Here is a 24,422-nt window from a genome sequence, read left to right as displayed (position 1 = left end):
CACCGCGCCGCCACTCAGGAGGATTCCATGGAACTGCAATACCAGACCGGCTTCGGCAACAGTTGTGCCACCGAGGCCCTGCCCGGCGCGCTGCCGCTGGGCCGCAATTCGCCGCAGCAATGCCCCTACGGCCTGTACGCCGAACAGCTGTCCGGCACCGCCTTCACCGCGCCGCGCAGCGAAAACCGCCGCTCCTGGCTCTACCGCATCCGTCCCGGCGCGCAGCACAAGCCGTTCGAAGCCTTTGACGGCGCCGCCGGCTGGCAAAGCACCTTCGGCCAAGGTCCTGTCACGCCCAATCAGCTGCGCTGGAGCCCGCTGCCCATTCCCGCCGCCCCCACCGACTTCCTGGAAGGCGTGAAGACCTGGGGCGGCAATGGCGGCCCCGACGAACTGAGCGGCGTGGGCATCCACCTGTACGCGGCCAACCGTTCGATGCAAGGGCGCTATTTCTACAACGCCGACGGCGAACTGCTGCTGGTACCGCAGGAAGGCCGCCTGCGCCTGGCCACGGAACTGGGCCTGATCGACCTGGAGCCGCTGGAAATTGCCGTCATCCCGCGCGGCGTGCGCTTTCGCGTCGAACTGCTGGACGGCAGCGCGCGCGGCTACATGCTGGAGAACTTCGGCGCGGCCATGCGCCTGCCCGAACTGGGCCCCATCGGCTCGAACTGCCTGGCCAACGCCCGCGACTTCAAGACGCCGGTGGCCTGGTACGAAGACCTCGAAGGCGACTTCGAACTCATCGCCAAGTTCACGGGCGGCTTCTGGCGCGCCTCGATCGACCATTCGCCGCTGAACGTGGTGGCCTGGCATGGCACGCACGCGCCGTACAAGTACGACCTGCGCAACTTCAACACCGTCGGCTCCATCAGCTACGACCATCCGGACCCCTCGATCTTCACCGTGCTGACCGCGCCGTCGGATACTCCGGGAACGGCCAACATGGACTTCGCGATCTTCCCGCCGCGCATCCTGGCCATGGAGAACACCTTCCGTCCGCCCTGGTTCCACCGCAACATCGCCAGCGAGTTCATGGGCCTGATCCAGGGCGTCTACGATGCCAAGGCCGACGGCTTCGCGCCGGGCGGCGCCAGCCTGCACAACTGCATGAGCGGCCACGGCCCCGACGCCGAGACCTTCGAAAAGGCCTCCCACGCCGACACCAGCAAGGCCCACTACATCCGCGACACGATGGCGTTCATGTTCGAGACGCGGCGCGTCATCCGCCCCACGGAACAGGCGCTGGCCTCGGTAGAATTGCAGGGCGACTACTACCGGTGCTGGCAGGGCATCGCCAAGCATTTCGACCCCAGCAAGGCGTGACGCGCAGGCCTCCTGCTTTCCACGCCCGCGGCGATGAGCGCAAGCTCATCGCCGTTTGGCATTTGTATTTTCCGGCGCCTGGCGCCCGGCCACCGCACAACCACACTGAAAGAGACACGCAGCCATGACCACCATCAACGAAACCCACGACCCGTCCCTGAAGAGCTGGATCGCCAGCGCCAACACCGGCAAGTCCGACTTCCCGGTGCAGAACCTGCCCTACGCCGCCTTCCGCCGCCAGGGCACGACGGAATCGTTCCGCCCAGGCGTGGCCATCGGCGACCAGATCCTGGACCTGGCCGCGCTGGCCGCCAAACAGCCCTTCGAAGGCCTGGCGGCCGAAGCCCTGGCCGCCTGCGCCACGGACAGCCTGAACGCCCTGATGGCCCTGGGCCAGGCCCACTGGAGCGCCCTGCGCCTGGCGCTGTCCCGCGCGCTGCGCGAAGGCGCCGCCCTGCGCGGCACGGTCGAGCCCCTGCTGGTCGCCCAGGCCAATGCCGAATACACCACGCCCGCCCGCATCGGCGACTACACCGACTTCTACATCTCGGTGCACCACGCCACCGCCGTGGGCAAGCAGTTCCGTCCCGACAACCCCCTGCTGCCGAACTACAAATGGGTGCCCATCGGCTACCACGGCCGCGCCTCCAGCATCGGCGTGGACCAGAAATTCCCCCGGCCCGTCGGCCAGACCCGCCCCGCCAATGAAGGCGAAGCGCCGCAATTCGGCCCCTGCGCCCGCCTGGACTACGAACTGGAACTGGGCATCTTCGTCGGCACCGGCAACGCCCAGGGCGAGCGCATCCCCCTGGCCGACGCCGAATCGCACGTGTTCGGCCTGTGCATCCTGAACGACTGGTCGGCGCGCGACATCCAGGCCTGGGAATACCAGCCCCTGGGCCCCTTCCTGTCCAAGAACTTCGCCTCCACGATCTCGCCCTGGATCGTCACCATGGAAGCGCTGGAGCCGTTCCGCACGCAGTGGCTGCGCGGCCCGTCCGAACCGCAACCCATGCCCTACCTGGCCTCCGACGCGAACCGCGCCAAGGGCGCCTTCGACGTGCAGATGGAAGTCCTGCTGACCACCGAAAAGTCGCGCGCCGACAAGCAGCCGCCCGCCTTCCTGTCGCGCAGCAACTTCCGCGATGCCTACTGGAACGTGGCGCAGCTGATCACCCACCACACCGTCAACGGCTGCAACCTGCAAGCGGGCGACATGCTGGGCACCGGCACCCTGTCCGGTCCGCAGCCCTCGGAAGCAGGCTCCCTGCTCGAACTGAGCAACGGCGGCAAGAGCCCGATCGACCTGCCCTGGGGCGAAAAGCGCACCTTCCTGCAGGATGGCGACCAGATCATCATCCGCGCCGAATGCGTCAAAGCCGGCTATCCCCGCATCGGCTTTGGCGAGTGCTCGGGCGTGGTGCTGCCCGCCCGCGCCTGATCCGCACCTAATCCGAGCCGGCGCCCGTCCTGGCGGGCGCCGTCAAGGCCTCGATCTCATCGTCCTTGGCCTGCCACTGCTGGCCCAACCAGTGGTGGAAGGTCGTGCGGAAAGCCTTGTCGCCGGAGTAGTTGCCCTCGCAGAACTCCGGCGGCACCGGCAACTGCCGCATGCGCACCAGCACCTGCCCCGCGCGGCCGCAGGCCAGATCCCAGAAGCTGGGCGCCCCCTGCGGATAGACGATCGTCACGTCTATCATCGAACGAAACCGCTTGCCCATCGCATTCAACGCCACCGCCAGCCCGCCCGCCTTGGGTTTGAGCAGATGCCGGTACGGCGATCCCTGCGCATCGCGCTTGGCCGGGCTGAAACGCGTCCCCTCCGCAAACACCATCACGCTGGTCGGCACCAGCGAAAACTTCGCGCAGGCCCGCCGCGCGGTCTCCTGATCCTGCCGCCCCAGATCCGGATTGCGGCGCAGCGCCGCCTTGCCGTGGCGCTTCATGAACGGAAAATCCAGCGCCCACCACGCCAGCCCGATCACCGGCACATAGATCAGCTGCTGCTTCAGGAAGAACTTCAGCAGCGGAATGCGCCGATTCAGCGACTGCTGCAACACGAAGATATCGACCCAGGACTGGTGATTGCAGTTCACGAGATACCAGTCCGCGTAGCGCAACCCGTCATGGCCCTGCACATCCCAGGACACATCCTGGATCCGCGCCAGCCACCCAGCATTGCAGGACACCCAAGCCGTGGCGATGCCATTAAGCACGGGATCGACGCCTCGCCTGACCGCTGCGAACGGCAACAGCAGCTTCAGCAAGGCCAGTGGAAACAGCAGCAGGCACCAGAACACCGTGTTGAGCGCCAGCCAGACGGTACTGATCACACCCGTCACCCAGGCGAAACGCCCACGCGGCAACGGCAGCACGCGACGGCGCGCGGGCACGCGATTACTAGATTTGTTTGATTGGGCAGCCGCAGCGCGGCCAGCCCCGGAAGACGATTCAGGAAAAGTCATGCGCCAGTTTCCTACCTTCAGCAAAAACTCGACTTGCGCAGAATCAAGCCACCACCAGCGCGCAGCGCCAGCACCCACCACGAGACACCGCGTATGCCCGATGAGGCCGCCCGGGCTTTTTTTTTTCGCCACAAGACGCCCCAGCCAAGAATCCCAAGAACAATGTTATCCCCAGCGGCCTCCGATAATTGATCATTGGAGCTTGGGGCGTTGGGGGCCTGGGGCGCGCGGGGCGTCGATAAGCCCGAGGGAATCTGAAGGAAAGGCCGAAGGCCTTGACGAAGATGACGACAGGGCAGTCCGGAGCGAAGGCTCCGGACCGCAATCGTTGCCCCGCGCGCCCCAGGCCCCCAACGCCCCAAGCGTCTTAAGAACCAATAGCGCCACAAAAGAACTCAAGGCAACCGATACCGCTCTTCCCGATAAGCCCAACTAGCCCACAAAGCATGCGCCAAAGCCTCTTCCGAGAGCTGAGGATCCAAAGGCTCCACTGGCGCATAAACCTCATCCCGCCCCACAGGCGCAGCCTCGTATCGGAACTGCCGCGGCGGCTTCGAAGGCTCCAGCACCAGCAACTGATCCCCCCGCAGATACCCGAAATTATCCGCGTACTGCATCATCGCCCGATTCGGATCCCGCTGCGTCAGATCCACGCCCAGCATGGGATTCACGTTGTCCAGGCCCATCAAGGACAGCATGGTAGGCGCCATGTCGATCTGGCTGACCAACCGCTCATCCTGCCGAGGCGCAATCCCCGCCCCCAGAATCAGCGCAGGAATTTGGAAATGCCGCACCGGCACCGGAATGGAACCGTAAACCCGCGAATCGTGATCCGCGATCACCAGGAACACCGTGTTGTCCCAATATGGCGCCTTGCGCGCCTTATCGAAAAACTGCCCCAGCGCCCAATCCGCATAGCGCACCGTGTTGTCCACCGTGGCCGGATCGCCCACCGGCTTGATGCGACCTTCCGGATACTCCCAAGGCGAATGGTTGGACACCGAGAACGCCAGCGTGAACACCGGCTTGTCGCCATCCGCACGCAGCAAGCGATCCACCTGGTTGAACATGTCCTCGTCCGAGGCCCCCCAGGATCCCTCGAACACCGGATTCACGAACTTCGGACGATCCACGATCTCGTCGAAACCATTGCCCAGGAAAAAGGCCCGCATATTGTCGAAGTGCGACTCGCCCCCGTACACGAAGCGCGAATGGTAGCCATGCTTGCCCAACACCTGCGCCAGCGTGAAAAAGCCCGTCTGCGACCGCGGCAGCTTCACCACGGCATCGGCCACGCTGGGCAGGAAGCCCGCCGTGACCGCCTCGATGCCCCGCACCGAACGCGTGCCCGTTGCATAGGCCCGATGGAACATCCAGCCTTCCTGCCCCAAGCGGTCGATGTTGGGCGTCAGATCCCGTCCGCCCAGGCTGCCCACATATTGCGCCCCCAGGCTCTCCTGCAGGATGATCACCAGGTTCAGCGGCTTGTCCCGGCGCACCGCCGCCTTCTGCTCGTGCAGGCTGGGATAGCGCGCATCCAGCGGCGCGCCCGTCAGTCCGGCCTTCTCGCGCACGATGGCGTTCATCTCATCCACTGCCATCTTGGGATACATGGCGGCCGACGATCGCTCATCGCGCATGCGGTAGGCGGCGTCAAACACGCTATACAGCGAATTCAACGCCAGCGCATTGACCATTGCGTCCGAACTGTAGGCGACCTTGGCCGGATTGATCGGACGATGCTCCAGCGTGCCGCGCGCGCCCAGGAACACCAGGGCGAGAATCACGAATGAAGCCACCGGCCGCTTCCACCACGCCATGAACGGATCGCGCACCCGAGTGGGAAACAAGCGGACCGACAACCAGGCGGCCAGCACCAGCACCACGAAGGCCGCCAGCAGCACGCCCTTGTAGCCCTGCCACAGCATCGAGCCGACTTCCTTCGGATTCAGCAGGTAGATGAAATAGAGACGGTTGGGCCGCGTGTCGTACTCCGCGATGAACTGCGGCGTGGAAACTTCCAGCAGCACATACAGCATCCACCAGACGCGGAACCACCAGGCAGTGATGCGGATCGCCAGCGGCCGGTGCCCGAACCAGGGCGACAGCACCGCCGGCAGCGCGATCACCATCGACATCAGGCAGACGTCGATGCGCAGCCCCCCCAGCAGCAACGGTCCCAGCCCGCCGGCGGCCTCGACCCGATCCCACATCCAGAAGGCCAGGCCCAGACGCGAAAGCGTCAATAGCGCCAGGATGGCGATGATGAACCGTAGCGTCAGGCGGCGCATGCGACGGCCCCCCGCTGGCGCAGGAACGCCTGCTCAGATGATGAAATACCGCCGTGTATGCCGAGCAGAGCCATGCCGCCTCGTGGTCCGAAATTTGAAAACGCGCAAAGATTAACGCGGTTTTGCGCGAGCCCGCGGCCGCCCCTACTGGGCGCGCCGCAGCCGCTCGCGGCTGTTGCTCAGATGCGTGCGCATGGCCGCGCGCGCGGCCTCCGCATCCTGGCGCTGAATCGCGCCGTAGATGTCCTCGTGTTCGAGATTCACGCGCGCCAGATAGGCGGCGCGGTCCTGGTGCGCGAACTTCGCTGAATTGATCCGGGTGCGAGGAATGATGGCCGAACCCAGATGCGACATCAGGTCCGCGAAGTAGCGATTGTCCGTGGATTGCGCCACCAGCAGATGGAACTTGAAATCCGGCGTGACGGTGTCCCCGCCGCTGTCCAGCGCGCCCTTGAAGGCATCCAGCGCGCGCCTCATCTCAAGCAGCTGCTCCGGGCTGCGCCGGGCCGCGGCCAGGCCGGCAGCCTCGCTTTCCAGGCAGATGCGCAGTTCAAGCAGGACCAGTATGTCGCGCACCGTGCCGATGTCGGCCGGATCCACGCGAAAATCCCCGCCGCCGCTGGGTTCAAGCGCGTACGTGCCCACGCCATGATGCGTCTCGACCAGGCCCGATGCCTGCAGCCGGGACAAGGCCTCGCGCACCACCGTACGGCTGACGCCAAACTGGCGCATGATCTCGGATTCCGTCGGCAACTTGTCGCCGGGCCGGATGTCCCCGGCGCGGATGCGTTCCGTGATGTTCTCGACCAGCCCCTGGGCCAGGTTCCGGGGACGGCGTCGCGGCGCGACGGGAGTATCGGCGGGAACGTTCATTGGGAATTATCCGAAAGCAGTTGAGCACGGCCCTGGGCCGAGCATCGGCGCCCATTGTACTTTGGGCCGGCCGCGCGCCCGCGCATCAGCATGGCGCCAGCGACGCGCGGCATGCCGATGCGCGCACCCGGGATTGGCACAGGTGCGGGCCGGAAAATTCCGCGACTAGCGGTTCAGGTTCTCCGCGGGGGGCCGGGCCACGATGAGAGGATAGAAAAACAGGGTCGCCAGGAGCCACAGCAGAGCCGCGGACCAGAGCGTCTGGCTGAGGAAATGGGCGCCCTGCAGGATGCGCACCACGGAAAAACCCACTCCGGCCGCAACGCCCACGGCCAGCCCCCACCAGCGCCAGGCCGGACGCCCCAGCGCCCAGCCCAAGAAATATAGGGTCAGCATCGAATAGCCCGCGCCGGCATGACCGCTGGGCAAGGCGCCGCCCGCCCCGGCCCGCACCCAGGTCCACCAGTGCAAGGGATAGGGCGTATAGCCGCCCAAGGAGTCCAGATCGTAGGGACGGGGCAGCGTGGTGTAGTGCTTCAGCTGGTTCACCACCACCTGCCCGGTCAGGCAGGTTGCCGCCAGCGCCAGTGCGGGCCCGCGCCACGGCCGCCAGGCCGGAATGCGATAGCTGGCCGCCGCCACGCCCACGGCGGCCAGTCCTATCCCGATGGGCAAGGCCAGCACCATGCGATGGCCAATCAGGTCCAGCCAGCGGTTCAGGCGCAGCGGAAAATCATCCAGCGCAGGATCGAACAGCGCGCGGGCGATGCGCAAATCCAAGCCCGAGACCTTGGCCCACCACGCCAGACAGGCCAGCACCAGCGTGATCGCAAAGACATGGCTGAACAGATACGAGGCCGGCGTCGGCTTGCGCAGCGCGGGCGGCGATAAGGGCGGCATGGTCGGCGACAGGAGTCCGTCAGGCAAACGGGCAGCTTAGGCCGCCGACAGTCGAACTTTCGTCAAATTTGACCTTGCACGCCGCGGGCCGCCTCCGTCGCCTGGCCCGCGTCGGCCTCGAAACGCAGCGTGAAGCGGGTGCCGCGTTGCTCGCCCTGCCGCGAGGAATCGACCGTCAGCGACCAGCCTTGCATGTCGCAGACGCGCTTGGCGATCGCCAGCCCGAGGCCGCGCGCCGTCTCGTCGGGACTTCCCGCGCCCGAATCCCGCATGCGGCCGCTGTAATAGCGGCGAAACAGGAAAGGCAGGTCGTCGGCGGCGATGCCCTTGCCGTCGTCGCGCAGCTCCAGTCCGCCGTCGGCGGCGAGGCTCGCCGTCAGCGTCGCCGGCGCGGCGTGCTCCACCGCGTTGCGGACCAGATTGCGCAACACGGTCAGCAAGGCATAGCGATCCAGCGTGCGAACCTGGCTGGCGGCGATCCGGTTTTCGAAACCGAGCCCGGCCAACCCCGCCTGGGCTTCGTAGCCGCGCCAGGCGTTGTCCATGCATTCGGCGAGATTGACGGACTCTGCCGGGCGCAGTTCATCGCGCGCCATGGAGCGCGCGCTCTCCAGCGACACGATCACATCGTCCACGTTGTCCACCACGCGGGTCAGGCGCTGGCGCTGGTCCGGGGTCAGCGCCTGGGTCAACAGCATCAATTCGCTATCCGAGCGGATCGCGGCCAAGGGCGTGCGCACCTCGTGGCTGAGATTGCCCGCGAATTCGCGCTCGCGCGCAATCGATCTGTCCACCTGGTTCTGCACCCGGTTGAAGGCCTCTATCAGCCGGCCGGCTTCGTCATCGCGCGTCACCGCCATATCGGGCGATCCGGGCGCCCAGGTCGCCAGCCGGTCGGTCAGGTCCAGCAGCGGACTGACCGCGATGGCGGCCACGCGCCGCGACAGCGCATAGGCGCCCACCACGCAAATCGCGCCCACGCCCAGCACGATCAAGCCGAAGTCATGCACCCGCCCTTCGTTCTCGGTGGCGTCGTACAGCAGGTACACCTTGCCCCGCGCCGTGTCCGCCACCATCACGTGCCAAGTGTAGGCGCCAGGCTCGACCAGGTGCAGGCCGCTATCCAGGGATTCGATTTCCTGGGGCATGCCAGCGGGCCGCTTGCCGTCCACACTGACCCAGGCGCGCATGGAGCCGCCCAGTTCGCGCACGCCATCGCGCGGCAGGAAGCCGTCGCTGGTGCGCGCATGCTGCACCAGCCGGTCCATTTCGGTGTTCAGGATGTCATTGACCAGATCGTCTTCCATCTGGTCGAAGGTCAGGTAGGCCAGCAGGGCCAGCGCCGTCACGAACAGCGCCACGGTTCCGGTCAGCGCCCATACCACGCGCTGGGTCAGCGTGCCCCCGGCAGACGCCGCGGAAACGCTGCTCATCTCGCCGCCCCGGCTTCCAGCGTCAGGCGCCAGCCGGTCCCGTGGATGGTTTCGATGCCGTCGAAACCGGCATCGGCCAATGCGCGCCGCAACAGGTGGACCTGGCTGCGCAAGGCGTCGGACGAAGGCGGCTCGTTGCCCCACAAGGTGGACTCCAGCTCCTCGCGCGACACCACCCTGCCCGGATCGCGCAACAGCGCTTCGATGATGAGGCCGGCCTTGCGCGTGAGATGCACGGGGTTGCCGTTGACCGACACCGCACGGTTGCGGGTGTCGTAGGACAGGGGGCCAAAGGCCCGCACCGAGTCCACTGTCGCGCCCTTGGCGCGCTGGATCAGCGCAATCAGGCGCGCTTCCACCTCCAGCAGCGCGAAGGGCTTGGTCAGGTAGTCGTCCGCGCCATGCGAGAACCCGGCCAGCTTGTCTTCCAGGCTGTCGCGCGCCGTCAGCATCAGCACCGGCACGTCCGCGCGCATGTCGTTGCGCAGCGTGTGCAGCACCGCGTTGCCGTCCATGCCCGGCAGGCCGATGTCCAGGATCAGGGCATCGAAGCGCTGTTCCTTCAGCCGCTGCAGCGCGGCCGGACCCGAGTAGGCGGCATCGGGCAGGAAGCCTCGGGCCTCCAGGAAGGTGTACAGATTGCCGGAGATGACGGGATCATCCTCGACGATCAGCACCCGGTAGTTCGCGCCCGCTGCGGGACTGGTTGTCATGATTGGGGTTCCTGTCGTGCGCGGCGCCTCAGGCCCGCAGCACCTTGCCCGGATTCATCAGCCCTTGCGGGTCCAGCGCTCGCTTTATTCTGCGCATCAGATCCAGTTCGACCGCGCTCTTGTAACGCGGCAGCTCGTCGAGCTTGAGCTGGCCCACGCCATGTTCCGCGCTGATCGAACCATGGTGCGCGTGCACGCTGTCGTGGACCACGCCGTAGATATCGCCTTGCAGCGCCAGCAGTTCGGCCTCGGTCTGCCCCGGCGCATGGGCCACGTTGTAATGCAGGTTGCCGTCGCCCAGGTGGCCGAAGATCACGTGGCGCACGCCGGGAAAGCGCGCCTGCAGCAAGGCGTTGGTCTTGTGCACGAAACCGGCGATGGCGGAAATCGGAATCGACACGTCATGCTTGACCGATTTGCCCAACTCCGCCTCCGCCAGCGGAATGCTCTCACGCAGATGCCACAGCGCCTTGCTTTGCGCCACGTTCGCGGCAATGGCGGCATCGTTCACCAGGCCGCTTTCGATGGCCTCACCCAACACGGTTTCGAATCGTTCGCGCGCGTGCGCCTCGCTTTCGCTGTCGGACAGTTCCAGCAGGGCGAACCACGGCGATGCGGCGGAATCTCCCTCGAAAGGCAGGCGCTGCTGCGGGAACAGGCGCACAACGGCCTGCAGGCAGGCGCCGCTCATCAGTTCGAAGCCGGTCAGCGCCGCGCCAAAGCCCGCTCTCGCGCGCGACAGCAGCTCGACGGCCTGGTCGATGCCGTCCAGCGTCAGCAGCGCCGTGCACGAGGCCACCGGCCTCGGAAACAGTTTCAGCGTCGCGGCGGTGATGATGCCCAGCGTGCCTTCGCTGCCGATGTACAGGTCGCGCAGGTCGTAACCGGTGTTGTCCTTGCGCAGGCCGCGCAGGCCGTTCCAGATCTCGCCTTCGGCGGTCACGACCTCCAGGCCCAGCGTCAGGTCGCGCGTGTTGCCGTAGCGCAGCACCTGCGTGCCGCCGGCATTGGTGGCTAGGTTACCGCCTATGGTGCAGCTGCCTTCGGCGGCCAGGCTCAGCGGAAACAGCCTGCCGGCGGCTGCCGCGGCCTCCTGCACCGCTTGCAGCACGCAGCCGGCCTCCACGGTGATCGTGTCGTTGTCGGTATCCAGCGCGCGCACCGCGGTCAGCCGGGTGGTGGACAGGATCACGGCGCTGCCCGACGGGTCGGGCGTGGCCCCGCCGCACAGGCCGGTATTGCCGCCCTGCGGCACCACCGGCACGCCGTGCCCGGCGCACAGCCTCACGGCCGCCGCCACTTCCGCAGTCGAGCCGGGACGGATCACCGCCAGCGCCGCCCCTCGATAGCGGCGGCGCCAATCCAGCACGTAGGTGTCGGCATCCGTGCCCGTCAGCACGTGGGAAGCGCCCAGAAGGGACTGTAGATCGCTCAGCAAGGTCATAGCGCGGCACAAGTAGCGCCTGGGCGCGCCCAGGCTAGGGATGTGCGGTCTATTGTAGGGGTTGAAACGCCCCTGGTCGCGGCGCGGCGGGCTTGCGCAGCCCGCCGGCAAAGCGGTTCAGCCCACCGCCTGGTCGAGCCGCGTGCCCGTCAGGCCCGAACAATAGGCTCGCGAGGCAATGCGGTTCATGAGGAAGGCGCGGTCGACGCCCGCGGGTCCGGGCATTTCCGACAGGGCGCGATAGGCACGCCGCAGAACCTCGCCCCGGGTCGCGCCGCACACCAGCAACCGCGTGCATGGCAGGCGGCGGTCCACGCAGCCGTCGATGCGCACTTCCAGCGCATGGGCGGCGACGGGCTCGCAGTCATGCACGGCCGCGCCCGAATGGGCCTGCGCCTGGGCGTCGATCACGCGGAACACGCCGCTGCGGTCGTCCAGCGCGAAAGCAACGGTGCCCATGCCCTGCCAGCCGCGATCCCGCGCCACGTCGGCGGCGACGGTGCGCAGCGCGCTTTCCACGGAGACCGGCAGATGCGGCGCCGGGGATTCGGCGATCAGGACGCGGGCATCGCGCCATACGCAGCGCTCCCAGGCCCGGCCCGTGGCCAGGCCGCCCGCTTCGGAAACGAACACGTGGATGTCGAGCCGGCGCTCACGGCCTGCGGCCGGTCCGGCGTGATCCGTGGGCGGACCCCGCCGGTTTGAGGCGCCCCTGGATGACATGACAGTAGAAACTTTGGCGCCCATGGCCCCTCCCGGTCTTTCTGCTTGCATAGCAAGCGTATCACCTTCGGACGACGAGCAAGTTTTATGCCATGCGCCGCCCCCTGGGCAAGCCCCCGGCGGAAGGCGGCGCGACGCACCGGAACAAGGCGCCAGCGCCCGCGCGCGCACCAGATCGGGGCGGATCGCCTGCCCCGGTGCAAAGACGGAAAAAGCCCTACGCCGTCTGTCGGATGAAGGGGGAGCGCCAATGGGGGATAATTCCGGTTTAACCCCAGCCAGGCGCGTTTTGATACGCGGGTTTACCAGAATCCGCGCCAAGACCCGAGCTGCAACCCAACATCCAAGGAACCGCCGTGGGCGACAACACGCAATTCCCGGGCTCGGTCTTCAAGGCCTATGACATCCGCGGCACCGTGCCCGACCTGATCGACGCGCGCTTCGCCCGCGCCCTGGGCGTGGCGCTGGCTGCCCGCGCGCGCGAACACGGCGTACAGACCCTGGTCGTCGGCCGCGACGGCCGCCTGAGCAGCGAAATGCTGTCCGTGGCGCTGCAGGAAGGCATGTTGGAAGGCGGCGTCGACACCCTGGACATCGGCATGGTGCCCACGCCCCTGGTCTATTTCGCCGCCAACGTCATGCAGACGGGCTCTGGCGTCGCCATCACCGGCAGCCACAACCCGCCCAAGTACAACGGCTTCAAGATGATGATGGGCGGCCGCGCGCTCTACGGCGAGGACGTGCAGGCGCTGGCCGCCAGCATGAACGGCCCCGCCAGCGCCCCGGCGGCGCGGCCCGGCGCGCGCCGCCAGCTGGATCTGGTGGCCGCCTATATCGCGCGCGTGGCATCGGGCGTCAAGCTGGCCCGGCCCATGAAGATCGCCATCGATTGCGGCAACGGCGTGGCCGGCGCAGTCGCCCCGGCGCTGTTCCGCGCCCTGGGCTGCGAAGTCACCGAACTGTTCTGCGAAGTCGACGGCACCTTCCCCAACCATCACCCCGACCCCGCCGAACCCAAGAACCTGCAGGACCTGATCAAGTGCGTGGCCGAGACCGACTGCGAACTGGGCCTGGCCTTCGACGGCGACGGCGATCGCCTGGGCGTGGTGACGAAATCGGGCCAGATCGTCTGGCCGGACCGCCAACTGGTGCTGTTCGCCCGCGACGTGCTGGACCGCAACCCGGGCGCCACCATCATCTATGACGTGAAGTGCAGCCGCCACGTCGGCCTGTCGGTCGAAGCCGCCGGCGGCGTGCCGCTGATGTGGAAGACCGGCCATTCGCTGGTGAAGGCCAAGCTGGCCGAAACCGGCGCGCCGCTGGCCGGCGAGATGAGCGGCCATATCTTCTTCAAGGAACGCTGGTACGGCTTCGACGATGGACTCTACACGGGCGCCCGCTTGCTGGAGATCGTGTCGCGCGACGCCGACCCCTGCGCGGTGCTGGAAGCCCTGCCGCAAGACGTTTCCACCCCCGAACTGAAGCTGGAAATGGAAGAAGGCCAGCCCTTCACCCTGGTCCAGGCCCTGCAAGACCAGGGGCAGTTCCCCGGCGCGGACCGCGTGATCACGATCGATGGCGTGCGCGCGGAATACCCTGACGGCTTCGGCCTGGCCCGCCCCTCGAACACCACTCCCGTCGTCGTGCTGCGCTTCGAGGCGCAGACGCCGGCGGCGCTGCAACGCATACAAGCCGACTTCCGTCGCGAGCTGAGCAAGCTCGCGCCGCAAGCCGATCTGCCTTTCTAGTTTTGCCTATGTCCTTATCGAACAGCCCTGCCTGGCAACAGTTCATCGCAGCCACGCGCGCCGCTCCGCGGCGCGGCGAGCAATTGCGCGTCCTCAATGCTCCCGGGCTGCGCCTGGACCTGAGCGCGCAGGCCTATTCGCCGGACCTGCAAAAAGCCGAGGCCGCGCTGCTCGAACAGCAGGGCTTCGATGCTGCCCGGGCTTGCCTGTTCGATGGCGGCAACGCCAACTGGACCGAGCAGCGCGCCGCCTGGCATACGGCCCTGCGCGCCCCCCAACCACCCGCCCGGGTAGCCCAGTCCGTGCTCGCCGAACGCGAACGCATGCGCGAATTCGTGCGCCAGGCCGACGCGGCCGGACGCTATGGCAGCGTGTTGCACCTGGGCATAGGCGGCAGCGACTGGGGCCCGCGGCTGGTGACGCGCGCCCTGCGCCACGGCGGCGCGCGGCGCGAAGTGCGTTTCGCGTCCAACGTGGATTCGCATTCGGTTGCTGACGCGATGAGCCGGCTGGATCCGCACGACACCCTGGTCATCGTCGCCTCCAAGTCGTTCACCACGACCGAGCCGCTGGCCAATGCCGAGGTCGCCATGAACTGGCTGCGCGATGCCGGCGTGGCCGATCCGATCAAGCAGGTCGTGGCGGTCACCGCCAACGTCGAGGCGGCCCTGAATCTGGGCATCCTGCCCGACCACATCTTCCAGATCTGGGACTGGGTGGGCGGACGCTATTCGCTCTGGTCCGCGATCAGCCTGCCGGTCGCGCTGGCGCTGGGCACCGACGCGTTCGACCAGTTGCTGGCGGGCGCCGCCGCCATGGACGAGCATTTCCGCACCGCCCCGATCGAGGAAAACGCGCCCGTCCAGCTAGCGCTGGCCGGCGTCGTGAACCGCAGCGTGCTGGGCTACGACTCCCTGGTGATCGCGCCCTATGATTCGCGGCTCTATCACATCGTGCCTTGGGCCCAGCAGCTGGAAATGGAATCGCTGGGCAAGGTCGCGACCGCCGACGGCAGCCCGGCCGGCGTGCCCACCGGCCCGGCCGTCTGGGGCATGTCGGGCACCGACTGCCAGCACACCTTCTTCCAGTGGCTGCACCAGGACACCCGGGGCGCTCCCGTCGATTTCATCCTCTGCGAAAAACCCGATCACGCCTACGCGCGGCATCACGAGCTGCTGATCGCCAACTGCCTGGCGCAGCGTTCCGCGCTGCTGCGCGGCAAGTCCTTCGAGGAAGCGCTGGCCGAGACCTCCGCCATCGAAAGCGATCCAGACCGCGCGCGGCTGTTGGCGCGGCACCGCGTCCACCCCGGCGGCCGGCCGTCCTCGCTCATCGTGCTGCCGCACCTGGAAGCCTACACCCTGGGCGCGCTGCTGGCGCTGTACGAGCACAAGGTGTTCACCCAGGGCGTGGTGTGGGGTATCAACCCCTTTGACCAATGGGGCGTGGAATTCGGCAAGGCGCTGGCCAAGGGCATCATGCACGAGCTGAATTCGCAGCAGGCCAGCCGGCAGGACCCCTCTACCCGCTACTGGATCGACGCGATCACGCGCCGTCCTTGAGGTCTGGCCGGCGCCCGTCCGGCGCCGGCACGTCGGTTCAGGCGCCGAGCGCGTCGTAGATTTCCACTTGGATCCGCGCCACGCGCTCGATGTTGAACTCGCGCTCAGCCAACACCCTGCCCGCGGCGCCCATGGACTGCCGCAAGGCCGGATCCTCGGCCAGACGGGCGATGGCGTCCGCCAGCGCCTGCGCATCGCGCACCGGCACCAGCAACCCGGTCTCGCCGGGTTCGATCGCATCGCGGCAACCAGGCACATCGGTGGTCACGACCGCGCGCGCGCACGCCGCGGCCTCGATCAGCGACTTGGGCAGGCCTTCGCGGTAGGAAGGCAGCACCGCGATATGCGACGCCGCATATAGCGCGGCCACGTCGCCGCGTTCGCCCAGCGCGCGCACGCATCCTTCCCGCTGCCAGGCATCCACGTCGTCCTGCGTCGCCGATGCGGGATTGCCATCGTCCACGCCCCCGACCAGCTGCATCGTGATGGGCAGGCCGCGCTCGCGCAGCAGCCTTGCCGCCTGCACGAATTCCTGCACGCCCTTGTCTCGCAATAGCCGCGCCACCATGGTCGCCACGACTGGCGGCGCCGGCGGTTCGGGCTCGGCCCGATACTCGTTCAGGTCCACGCCCGCGCCTCGGATCATGACGACCTGGGCGTCGCGCACCGCGCCCAGCGACTTGAGCAGATCGCGGTCGCTGGCGTTCTGGAAGATCACGCGGCTGTTGGGATGGCCCAGCGCCAGCCGGTATAGCCGCGCCACCACGGCGCGCACCAGTTTCATCTTCAACGAATTGGACAGGAACACGAAGCCCAGTCCGGAAATCGCCGCGACCATCCCGGGCACGCGCGTCAGGCGCGCCGCGATGCCGCCGTATAGCACGGGCTTGATCGTGACCAGATGCACGACTTGCGGACGCAGCCGGCGGAACAGCCGTATCAGGGCCAGCAGCGTGCCCAACTCCTGCAAGGGATGCTTGCCGCTGCGCGTCATGGGTATGGCGTGATGCGTCATGCCCAGCGCCTCGATGTCGGCCACGGCCGGACCGTCCATCGTCGCCACATGCACCTCGTAGCCTGCCCGTTGCGCGGCCAGTGCCACGGGCACGCGGTGCGACATGAAGAAGGCCGGATTGTTGACGACAAACAGCAGACGGCGCCCTGCGCTCATGCTTGCACTCCAGAGATGCGGCGCCATACCGCGATGTAACTTTGCACCATGCGCGCAAGGTCGAAATTTTCCAGCACGCGGGCGCGGCCTGCCTCGCCCGCGCGCGCACGGCCGCGCGACGCGACCTCGCGCAAGGCCATCTCAATGCCGCGCGCCAGCGCCTCGGACTGCTCGGGCGGCACCACCACGCCGGCATTGCCGACGATATAGGCGGCGTCGCCCACATCCGTCACGACGCAATAGACGCCGCAGGCCATGGCCTCGGCCACCACATTGGGGAAGCCCTCCGCGCAGCTGGACAGGACGTGCAGGTCCAGTCCGTTCATCGCGGCGGGCACATCGTCGCTGGGACCCGCCAGCACCAGCCGGTCACGCAGGCCCAGCCGGTCGATCAGCGCTGCCAGCTCCGCATTTGCCGTATCCATGCCGCGGCCTATCAGCACGCAACGCAGTCCAGCGTCGCGTCCATCGCGCACCAGCGCGGCGACGGCGCGCAACAGGTTGGCATGGTCCTTCAGCGGATCCCAGCGGGCCACGCAGCCGATGGCAGGAACATCCTGCGGCAGCCCCCATTGCGCGCGCACGCGCTGCCGGGCCTCGTCGTTCGGCGCAAAACGCGACAGATCATAGCCATTGGCGATCACCACCATGCGTTCGCGGTCATAGCCTTTGTCGGCATGGCGTTCGGCCGACTTCTGGGCGGCGCACACGATGGCCTTGGGTACGCGGCCCGACAGCAGCGCGCACGCACGCAACACCAGGCGCGCCGAACGGCTGCTGCGCTCCAGGTGTTCGCCGGAATTGCGGATGCCCCAGGCAATGGAGCGCACGCCCGTCAGGCGCGCCGCCAGGCCGCCGATCAGATCGGCGTGGTACATCCAGGTCTGCACCGCGTCGGGACGCGCCGCGGCGATCAGCGAGCGCAACGCCATGAAGCCTCCCAGGCTGACGCGTCCGCGCTTCATGCCCAGCGCATGCACGGCGACGCCGGTCGCGCGCAGGCGCTCGCCATAAATGCCCTCGTCGGTCAGCGACACGACGACATGCTCGACATCCGCCCCCGGGTAGGTGGCCAGGCGGAACAGCACGGACTCCGCGCCCCCCTGCCCCAGGCCGGTGATGACGTGCAGGACACGCAGCCGCCGGGCGTTCATCGTCCCTCCCGCACGGCATCGAACAATTCATCCCATTCCGCCAGCACGCTGTCCAGCGCGTAGCGCTGCCGCACCGCGGCCGCGCCCCGCAAGCCCAACTGCCGGCGCAGGGAGGCATCTCCCAGCAGGCGGCGCAAGGCCTCGCGCAAGGCATCGCGATCGCCCGCAGGCACCAGCAGGGCGTCCTCGCCGTTGCGCGTCATCTCGCGCGGCCCGCTCGGGCAATCGAACGCCACGCAGGGCAGGCCCAGCGACATGGCTTCCAGCAACACATTGGGAAAACCTTCCACCAACGAACTCAGCACGAAAGCCTGGCCGCGTGCGAGCTCATCCCAGGGCGCCTCGGTACGGCCGGGCAGGCTGATGCGCGACTGCAGACCCAGGCGCGCGACCTGCTGCTCCAGCGCGCCGCGCTCGGGGCCTTCGCCCCAGATGCGCAGGTTCCAGTCCGGAAAATCGGGCGCCAATTGCGCGAATACGTCGATCAGCAGGTCGAACTGCTTGTCGGTGACCAGGCGTCCCATCGCCAGCAGCTCGCGGGAGCCGCCATCTTCGCGCAGCGGCACCAGCGGCGCATCCAGCAAGGGCGCGGGCAGAGGATTGGGAATCACGGCCAGACGCTTGATGCCAGGCACCTGCCGCGCGAACGGGCCGGCGGTGTCCTCCGCCTGCACCGTCACCATGTCGGCGCGGGGATACAGAATACGGCGCAGCTTGCGCCATACCGTTCCGGTCGTGGTTTCCGCCACCGGATTGGTGCGCTCGCAGACGATGAGCGGCACGCCCAGTCCCAGGGAAGCCAGGATGGCGGCCACGTTGACGTTGGTCAGGAAAGACACCACCACGTCCGGCTTCGAATCGCGGATGTGCCTGCGCAACGCGAGCAGACGCTTGAATGCGGCCATGCCACCCGACGCGCGCGTGCCCGCCAGATCCGCCAGCCATGCCAGTTCGACCTTGTCCGACAGCGGATAGAAGCAGCTGCCCTTGGACGAGTAGGTGGGCGTCAGGATGACGGAATCCCCGCGTTCGGCCCACGCGTTGACCAGCGTGGCGGCGACCCGTTCGGCGCCGCCTGCATGCATGGAACTGACCAGCATCAAGATTTTCATGCGTCAAAGACTCCCAACCGATCCTCCCTGCTCCTTGCCGCCGCGATAGCGGTCAAGCCAGGCCTGCATCATCAACACGCCCCACAGATGGCTGTCCCAATTGCGATGGCCCGACGTGTGCTCGCGCCATTTGCGCAAAATGGGCTCGGGTTCGAACCAGCCCTCCTGGCGCAGGCGCGCCGGGTCCAGCAGCGCATCGGCCCATTCGCGCAGCGGGCCGCGCAGCCATGCGGCCAGCGGCACGGCGAAACCGCGCTTGGGACGGTCCACCAACGCCTGCGGCACATGGCGGTGCAGCACCTGGCGCAGCAGCCACTTGCCGGTATTGCCACGCACCTTGTATTGATGCGGCAGGCTCCACGCGAACTCATACACGCGGTGGTCGATCAGCGGCACGCGCGTTTCCAGGCTGACCGCCATGGCGGCGCGGTCCACCTTGACCAGGATGTCGTCCGGCAGGTAGGTCACCGTATCCAGCTTCATCATGGCTTCGAAAGTAGAGCCCTGCATCGCCCGGGCGAATTCAGACACAGGCTCCACGCCGCCCTTCACCACGCGCGAAGGGTCGGCCCAGTACGAAACGAAATGGCGGTAGAACTCTCCGCTCGTGTCGGTGCGCAGCAGTTCGCCCAGCTTGCCGACCTTGCCGCGCCAGGCGCCGCGTCCGGGCAGATGGGTGGACGCGCTCAACAGCGCTCCGGCGGGCTTGCGCAGCAACGCGGGGACGCGCTCACATTGCTGCCACCAGTTGTTCACACGGAAATAGCGCGAATAGCCGCCGAAAAGCTCGTCGCCGCCGTCGCCGGACAGCGCCACGGTAACGTGCTGGCGCGCCATGCGCGTGACCAGCGAGGTCGGAATCTGCGACGAATCCGCGAACGGTTCGTCGTACATGTCGGCCAGCGTGGGCACCACGGCCAGCGCGTCCTCCGCTGTCACGTACAGTTCGGTATGGTCGGTGCCGAGGTGCGTGGCCACGGCCTTGGCGTGCTGCGCCTCGTCGTAGCCCTTCTCGTGAAAACCGATGGCGAAAGTGCGCACGGGCTGCGAACTCTGCGCCTGCATCAGGGCCACGATGGTGGACGAATCGATGCCGCCGGACAGGAAGGCGCCCAGGCTCACGTCGGACAGCATCTGGCCGCCCACCGCCTTGGACAGCACGCCCTCCAACGCGTCGGCGGCCTGCGCGTCGGACTCGAACGACAACAGCGATTGCGCCGAATTGTCCGCGGCTTCGCGGGCCGACCAGTACACGCGCGGCTCGGGCATGCGGCGGCTGCGGGTGTCGTCGGCCGTGAATTCGACCCAGGTACCCGGGGGCAGCTTGGCGATGCCCTGGTAAATGGACTGCGGCGCCGGAATGTAGTTGTGCCGCATGAACGACGCCAGCGCGTTGCGGTTGAGCTCGCGGCCGAAGCCCGGAATCGGCATCAGGCCCTTGAGTTCGGAGGCGAACACCAGCTCGGCCCCCGAGTAGCCGTAGTACAGCGGCTTTTCGCCCATGCGGTCGCGCGCGAGCACAAGCTTGCGCGAGGCGCGGTCCCACAGCGCGATGGCGAACATGCCCACCGCGGCCTGCAGGGTGGCCTCGATGCCCAGGGCGGTAAAGCCCGCCAACAGCGTTTCCGTATCGGAATGGCCGCGCCAGGACGGCGCCAGCGCCGATTGCTCGAGCTGCTTGCGGATGTCCAGATGGTTGTAGATTTCGCCGTTGAACACCATGACATAGCGGCCGCAAGCCGACGTCATGGGCTGATGGCCCGCCTCGGTCAGGTCGAGGATCGCCAGGCGCACGTGCGCCAGCGCCAGTTCGGCCTCGGGATCTTCCCAGAAACCGTTGCTGTCCGGCCCACGATGGCGGATGCGGCGGCAGCTTTCCGCCAACACCTGCGCCTTGTTCCCGACAGGGCCCCAAATCCCGACTATTCCGCACATGATGAAGTTCTCGTTGTCACTGTAGCAACAGCGCGACGCGCGGCCTCAACGGCCCGTAACGCGCACGCCGTCAAAAAGTTCTTGCCATTTCTGCAGCACGCGCGCGGCCGAGAAACGGTCGCGCACGTCGGTCGCCGCCTGCGCCATGCGCTGGCGATACGCGTCATTGCTCATGACGGCGTCCAGCGCCTTGCTCAGCGCGGGCACGTCGCCGTTGGGGCGCACCAGCACTCCGTCCACGCCTTCGCGCACAATCTCGCGCGGTCCCGTGTCGCAATCGAACGATACGGCGGCAAGCCCGCTTGCCATGGATTCCTGCAAGGTGTTGGACAGCCCTTCGAAGCGCGAAGTCAGCACGTACAGATCGGCGTTTTCGTACCAGTCGCCGACGTTGCCCGCGCGCCCGGGCATGGAAATGCGCGACTCCAGACCGGCCTCGCGCACTTGCGCCTCCAGGGAGCGCCTCTCGTCGCCCTCGCCCAGGATAACCAGATCCCAGTCGGGATGCGAAGCCGCCAAGGGCGCGTAGGCCTGGATCAGCAGGTCGAAACCCTTGTCGGCATGCAACCGGCCCACTGCCAGCAGACGCTTGCGGTCATCGCCCGCCATGGGGGTCAAGACAGGTTCGGTGCGCGGCAGGGGGAAGCGGACCGCATTGGGGATGACGGCCAGCCGGCAACCCGGGACATGCTGCGCCAGCCAGTCTGCGGTGCCGCGAGTCAGCGCGACCACGCTTGCCGCGCGCGGATACGTCACGCGCCGCAGGCGTTGCCAGAAGCCCGATAAGGTCTGCGACGGCGGATGCGCATGTTCGGTCGCAATCACCTTGCAGGACAGGCCCGCGCAGGCCAGGACCGACAGTACCGAGGCCGTCGTCATCATGCCGAGCACAATGTCGGGACGAAACGATTTGACCACCCGGCGCAGCGCGCGCACGCGCTGCACGTTGCTCCAGATGCCGCGCAGCCCCCCGCCCTCGCCCGCTGTGCCCAGCACCTCGCGGCGCACCCTGGGATGCAGCGCGTAGACGTCGCCTTCGGCGCCCGCCTGCGTCACCACCATGACCTCGCGGCCCATGTCGGCCCAATGCGCGCTCAGGTCGGCGGCCACGCGCTCCGCGCCGCCGCCATGCAGCGAATGGATGAACAGCAATATGCGCGGCGCCGGGCCGGTATCGGTCACGGGCATTCAATTGGCCTCTTTGGGTTCGACCTTACGCAGCGCCACCACCAGGTAGCAAGCATAGGACAGCAGATACATGAGGCTGGTGGCCAGCATGATGCCGGCCGCGCCCATCCTGGGCGCCAGCGCGGTATTCAGCACCGCCTTCAGCGCGAAATTGGCGACGGCGATGGCGGCCATCACGCGGTAGCGGTTCTGGCTGGCCAGCAATTGCACCAAAATCAGCACGCCGAAGTAGAACGGCAATTGCAGCAGCCCCCAGCGAAACACGTGCGCCACGGCCTGGGTATTCTCGGCGGTGAAGGCGCCGCGCTGAAAAAGCACCGACACGCCCCACGGCGCCAGCATCCAACCGATGGCGACGGCGACAGCGCCCGCGGCCACCATCAGCACCGACCATTTAAGGGCCATGGCGCGTGCGCGCGCGGTATCGCCGCGCGCTTGCACATCGGCCAGCACCGGCAAGGCCGCGCGCCCCACCGACACGGCGCCTATCCCCAGCACCAGCGACAGCAGCCGGCTGGCGTAGCCCAGCGTGGCGTTGGCATTCGCGCCGAGGTTGGCGGCGGCGTACTGGTCCAGCGGGCCGACGAAGCTCATGGCGACCTGGCCGATCAGCATGACCCCCGCCGCGCTCAGCAGCTCGGGCCAATGCGGCGATTGCAAGGTCAACCGTGGCGCGCCCCAGAAGCCGCCATCGGCGCGCGCTGCCAACCAGGCAAGCCAGACGGTCTGGATCGCGTAGCCCACCAGCGTGCCCCACAGCAGCGGTCCCACGCCGTCGGCGCTGGCCGCCAGCATCACCCAGGCCAGCGTCGCCACGGCGGGCACGCTGTCCAGCAAGGTATTGACGTGCCGTTCCTGCGCCCGCAGCCGCGCGGCGCTGATGCCGGCGATGAGCAGCAGCGTCGACACCGGCGCAAAAGCGATAAGCAGTTGGCCGGTCATGTCGCCCACGCGGGCCGACAAGCCCTGCCCCAGCAGGCCCAGCACATGCGGCCAGGCGAACCAGGTCAGCAGCGCCAGCGCAATGCCCGCCGCGGCCACCCAGCCCTGCAGCTCGCCGATGAACAGATTCCTTTCGGCGGCATCGGCGCGGCGCAGCCGCACCAGCACCGGGATCAGGACCACCGACAGCACGCCCACGATAGTCACCGGCAGCCAGGTGGCCATGGTCATCGTGAACTGGTAGGCGTCCACGGCGTCGCTGACGCCGTAGCGGTACGCCACCGCCATCTCCTTGATGGCGCCGGCGGCCTTGCCCAGCAGCAGGAACACCGCCACCCGGAAGGCGCCCTTGAAGATGCGCTGGTGGTCCGGGTGGATGCTGCCGAGTTTTCTGACGAGTGCTTTCAAATCAACGCAGGAATTGCGTGTACCAAGGCATGGCCACTTCCAGGCCTTGCAGCACGGTGTGCGTCGGCTCGTAGCCCAGCAGCCGGCCAGCCTTGCTGACATCCGCCTGCGAGTGGCGCACGTCGCCCGCGCGGAAATCGGCGTACACCGGCTGCTTGCCATAGTCCACGCCCTGAGTGCCCAGCGTCTTCACCAGGAAACCGAAGAGCTGATTCAGGGTGCTGCGGCCGCTGACTGCAACGTTGTAGACCTGGTTGCGGCCTTCCGGCGCGGCCACGGCCGCGAGGATGTTGGCCTGCACGGCATTTTCCACGAAGCAGAAATCGCGGCTGGTCTCGCCGTCGCCGTTGATGGTGACGTCCTCGTTCTGGATCATCGCGGCCGTCCACTTGGGGATCACGGCCGCGTAAGCGCCATTGGGGTTCTGACGCTTGCCGAATACGTTGAAGTAGCGCAGACCCACCGTTTCGAAGCCATAGCAGCGCGCAAACACGTCGGCATAAAGCTCGTTGACGTACTTGGTGACCGCGTAGGGCGACAGGGGCTTGCCGATGTTCTCCTCGACCTTGGGCAACGCCGGATGGTCGCCGTAGGTCGAACTGGAGGCTGCGTAGACGAAGGATTTGACCTCCGCGTCGCGCGCCGCCACCAGCATATTCAGGAAGCCGCCGATGTTCACCTCGTTGGAGGTGATCGGATCCTTCAGCGAGCGCGGCACGGAGCCCAGCGCGGCCTGGTGCAGCACCAGCTCCACGCCTTGCATCGCGCGGCGGCAGGCTTCCAGGTCGCGGATATCGCCTTCGATGAAGGTGAATCGGGCCCACTGCTCGGGCGTGACGGAATTGCGCACTTCGTCCAGGTTGTGCTGAAAACCCGTCGCGAAGTTGTCCAGGCCGGTCACGGTCTGGCCCAGCTTCAGCAGGGTTTCCAGCAAGTTTGAACCGATGAAGCCGGCGCAGCCGGTCACCAGCCATTTGCGCGGCGCGGCCGACAGTTCCTTCTTGGTGGTCTCAAAGCGTGTGGTCATGGGCAAT

Annotated in this window: 19 protein-coding genes; 4 read left to right on the top strand and 15 right to left on the bottom strand. The window is 67.3% G+C overall.

Annotated features, from left to right (window positions below):
* Positions 1-27 precede the first annotated feature (27 nt).
* Positions 28-1,326 carry a homogentisate 1,2-dioxygenase gene (gene hmgA, locus BRO63_RS26285; protein ID WP_088142609.1) on the top strand — a complete coding sequence of 433 codons (1,299 nt, stop codon included), beginning with the start codon at positions 28-30 and terminating at the stop codon, positions 1,324-1,326.
* 124 nt (positions 1,327-1,450) lie between these two features.
* Entirely contained in the window at positions 1,451-2,767 is a 1,317-nt protein-coding gene (gene fahA, locus BRO63_RS26280) for a fumarylacetoacetase (protein WP_088142608.1), read from the top strand.
* A 7-nt stretch (positions 2,768-2,774) separates the two neighbouring features.
* Here the strand turns inward: fahA and BRO63_RS26275 are convergent, their stop codons facing one another.
* The 8 genes from BRO63_RS26275 to BRO63_RS26240 all read right to left on the bottom strand — a co-directional run bounded on the left by BRO63_RS26275 (position 2,775) and on the right by BRO63_RS26240 (position 12,192).
* A complete protein-coding gene (locus BRO63_RS26275; RefSeq protein WP_088142794.1) occupies positions 2,775-3,692 on the bottom strand; it encodes an acyltransferase in 918 nt (305 codons plus the stop codon).
* A gap of 494 nt (positions 3,693-4,186) precedes the next feature.
* Positions 4,187-6,082, bottom strand: coding sequence for an LTA synthase family protein (locus BRO63_RS26270; RefSeq protein WP_088142607.1), 1,896 nt, complete (start codon positions 6,080-6,082; stop codon positions 4,187-4,189).
* Between the two features lie 144 nt (positions 6,083-6,226).
* Positions 6,227-6,955, bottom strand: coding sequence for a FadR/GntR family transcriptional regulator (locus BRO63_RS26265; RefSeq protein ID WP_088142606.1), 729 nt, complete (start codon positions 6,953-6,955; stop codon positions 6,227-6,229).
* Between the two features lie 165 nt (positions 6,956-7,120).
* The gene (locus BRO63_RS26260) at positions 7,121-7,855 is read right to left on the bottom strand and encodes a phosphatase PAP2 family protein (RefSeq protein ID WP_088142605.1); all 735 of its coding nucleotides are present in this window, start codon (positions 7,853-7,855) and stop codon (positions 7,121-7,123) included.
* A gap of 62 nt (positions 7,856-7,917) precedes the next feature.
* Positions 7,918-9,288 carry a sensor histidine kinase gene (locus tag BRO63_RS26255; RefSeq protein ID WP_088142604.1) on the bottom strand — a complete coding sequence of 457 codons (1,371 nt, stop codon included), beginning with the start codon at positions 9,286-9,288 and terminating at the stop codon, positions 7,918-7,920.
* Positions 9,285-10,001: a response regulator transcription factor gene (locus tag BRO63_RS26250; RefSeq protein WP_088142603.1), complete on the bottom strand. Its 717-nt coding sequence runs from the start codon at positions 9,999-10,001 to the stop codon at positions 9,285-9,287. The genes BRO63_RS26255 and BRO63_RS26250 overlap by 4 nt, the downstream gene beginning before the upstream one ends.
* A gap of 28 nt (positions 10,002-10,029) precedes the next feature.
* Positions 10,030-11,445, bottom strand: coding sequence for an FAD-binding oxidoreductase (locus BRO63_RS26245; protein WP_088142602.1), 1,416 nt, complete (start codon positions 11,443-11,445; stop codon positions 10,030-10,032).
* A 117-nt stretch (positions 11,446-11,562) separates the two neighbouring features.
* Positions 11,563-12,192: a BPTD_3102 family carboxylase-like protein gene (locus BRO63_RS26240; protein WP_088142601.1), complete on the bottom strand. Its 630-nt coding sequence runs from the start codon at positions 12,190-12,192 to the stop codon at positions 11,563-11,565.
* 332 nt (positions 12,193-12,524) lie between these two features.
* Here BRO63_RS26240 and BRO63_RS26235 point away from each other — a divergent pair, with 332 nt between their 5' ends.
* Positions 12,525-13,916, top strand: a complete 1,392-nt coding sequence (locus BRO63_RS26235) for a phosphomannomutase/phosphoglucomutase (RefSeq protein ID WP_088142600.1) — start codon at positions 12,525-12,527, stop codon at positions 13,914-13,916.
* A gap of 8 nt (positions 13,917-13,924) precedes the next feature.
* Complete coding sequence (gene pgi / locus BRO63_RS26230) at positions 13,925-15,478, top strand: glucose-6-phosphate isomerase (protein ID WP_088142599.1); 1,554 nt, start codon at positions 13,925-13,927, stop codon at positions 15,476-15,478.
* Positions 15,479-15,515: 37 nt separating this feature from the next.
* On the opposite strand, the gene BRO63_RS26225 is transcribed toward pgi, so the two are convergent.
* From BRO63_RS26225 to BRO63_RS26195, 7 genes are read right to left on the bottom strand one after another with little or no spacing between them, the layout of a single operon-like run.
* Entirely contained in the window at positions 15,516-16,649 is a 1,134-nt protein-coding gene (locus BRO63_RS26225; protein WP_088142598.1) for a glycosyltransferase family 4 protein, read from the bottom strand.
* Complete coding sequence (locus BRO63_RS26220) at positions 16,646-17,803, bottom strand: glycosyltransferase family 4 protein (RefSeq protein WP_179215220.1); 1,158 nt, start codon at positions 17,801-17,803, stop codon at positions 16,646-16,648. The genes BRO63_RS26225 and BRO63_RS26220 overlap by 4 nt, the downstream gene beginning before the upstream one ends.
* The gene (locus BRO63_RS26215) at positions 17,800-18,915 is read right to left on the bottom strand and encodes a glycosyltransferase family 4 protein (protein WP_088142597.1); all 1,116 of its coding nucleotides are present in this window, start codon (positions 18,913-18,915) and stop codon (positions 17,800-17,802) included. Before BRO63_RS26215 ends, BRO63_RS26220 begins: the two co-directional genes overlap by 4 nt.
* A gap of 3 nt (positions 18,916-18,918) precedes the next feature.
* Positions 18,919-20,850: an asparagine synthase (glutamine-hydrolyzing) gene (gene asnB / locus BRO63_RS26210; RefSeq protein WP_088142596.1), complete on the bottom strand. Its 1,932-nt coding sequence runs from the start codon at positions 20,848-20,850 to the stop codon at positions 18,919-18,921.
* A 45-nt stretch (positions 20,851-20,895) separates the two neighbouring features.
* Complete coding sequence (locus BRO63_RS26205; RefSeq protein ID WP_088142595.1) at positions 20,896-22,038, bottom strand: glycosyltransferase family 4 protein; 1,143 nt, start codon at positions 22,036-22,038, stop codon at positions 20,896-20,898.
* Complete coding sequence (gene murJ / locus BRO63_RS26200; RefSeq protein ID WP_088142594.1) at positions 22,039-23,388, bottom strand: murein biosynthesis integral membrane protein MurJ; 1,350 nt, start codon at positions 23,386-23,388, stop codon at positions 22,039-22,041.
* Position 23,389: 1 nt separating this feature from the next.
* Complete coding sequence (locus tag BRO63_RS26195) at positions 23,390-24,415, bottom strand: SDR family oxidoreductase (RefSeq protein WP_088142593.1); 1,026 nt, start codon at positions 24,413-24,415, stop codon at positions 23,390-23,392.
* Positions 24,416-24,422: the final 7 nt, after the last annotated feature.

Source organism: Achromobacter xylosoxidans (assembly GCF_002192695.1).
Lineage (GTDB): Bacteria > Pseudomonadota > Gammaproteobacteria > Burkholderiales > Burkholderiaceae_B > Achromobacter > Achromobacter xylosoxidans_C.
This window is presented reverse-complemented; position numbering and strand designations above follow the sequence as displayed.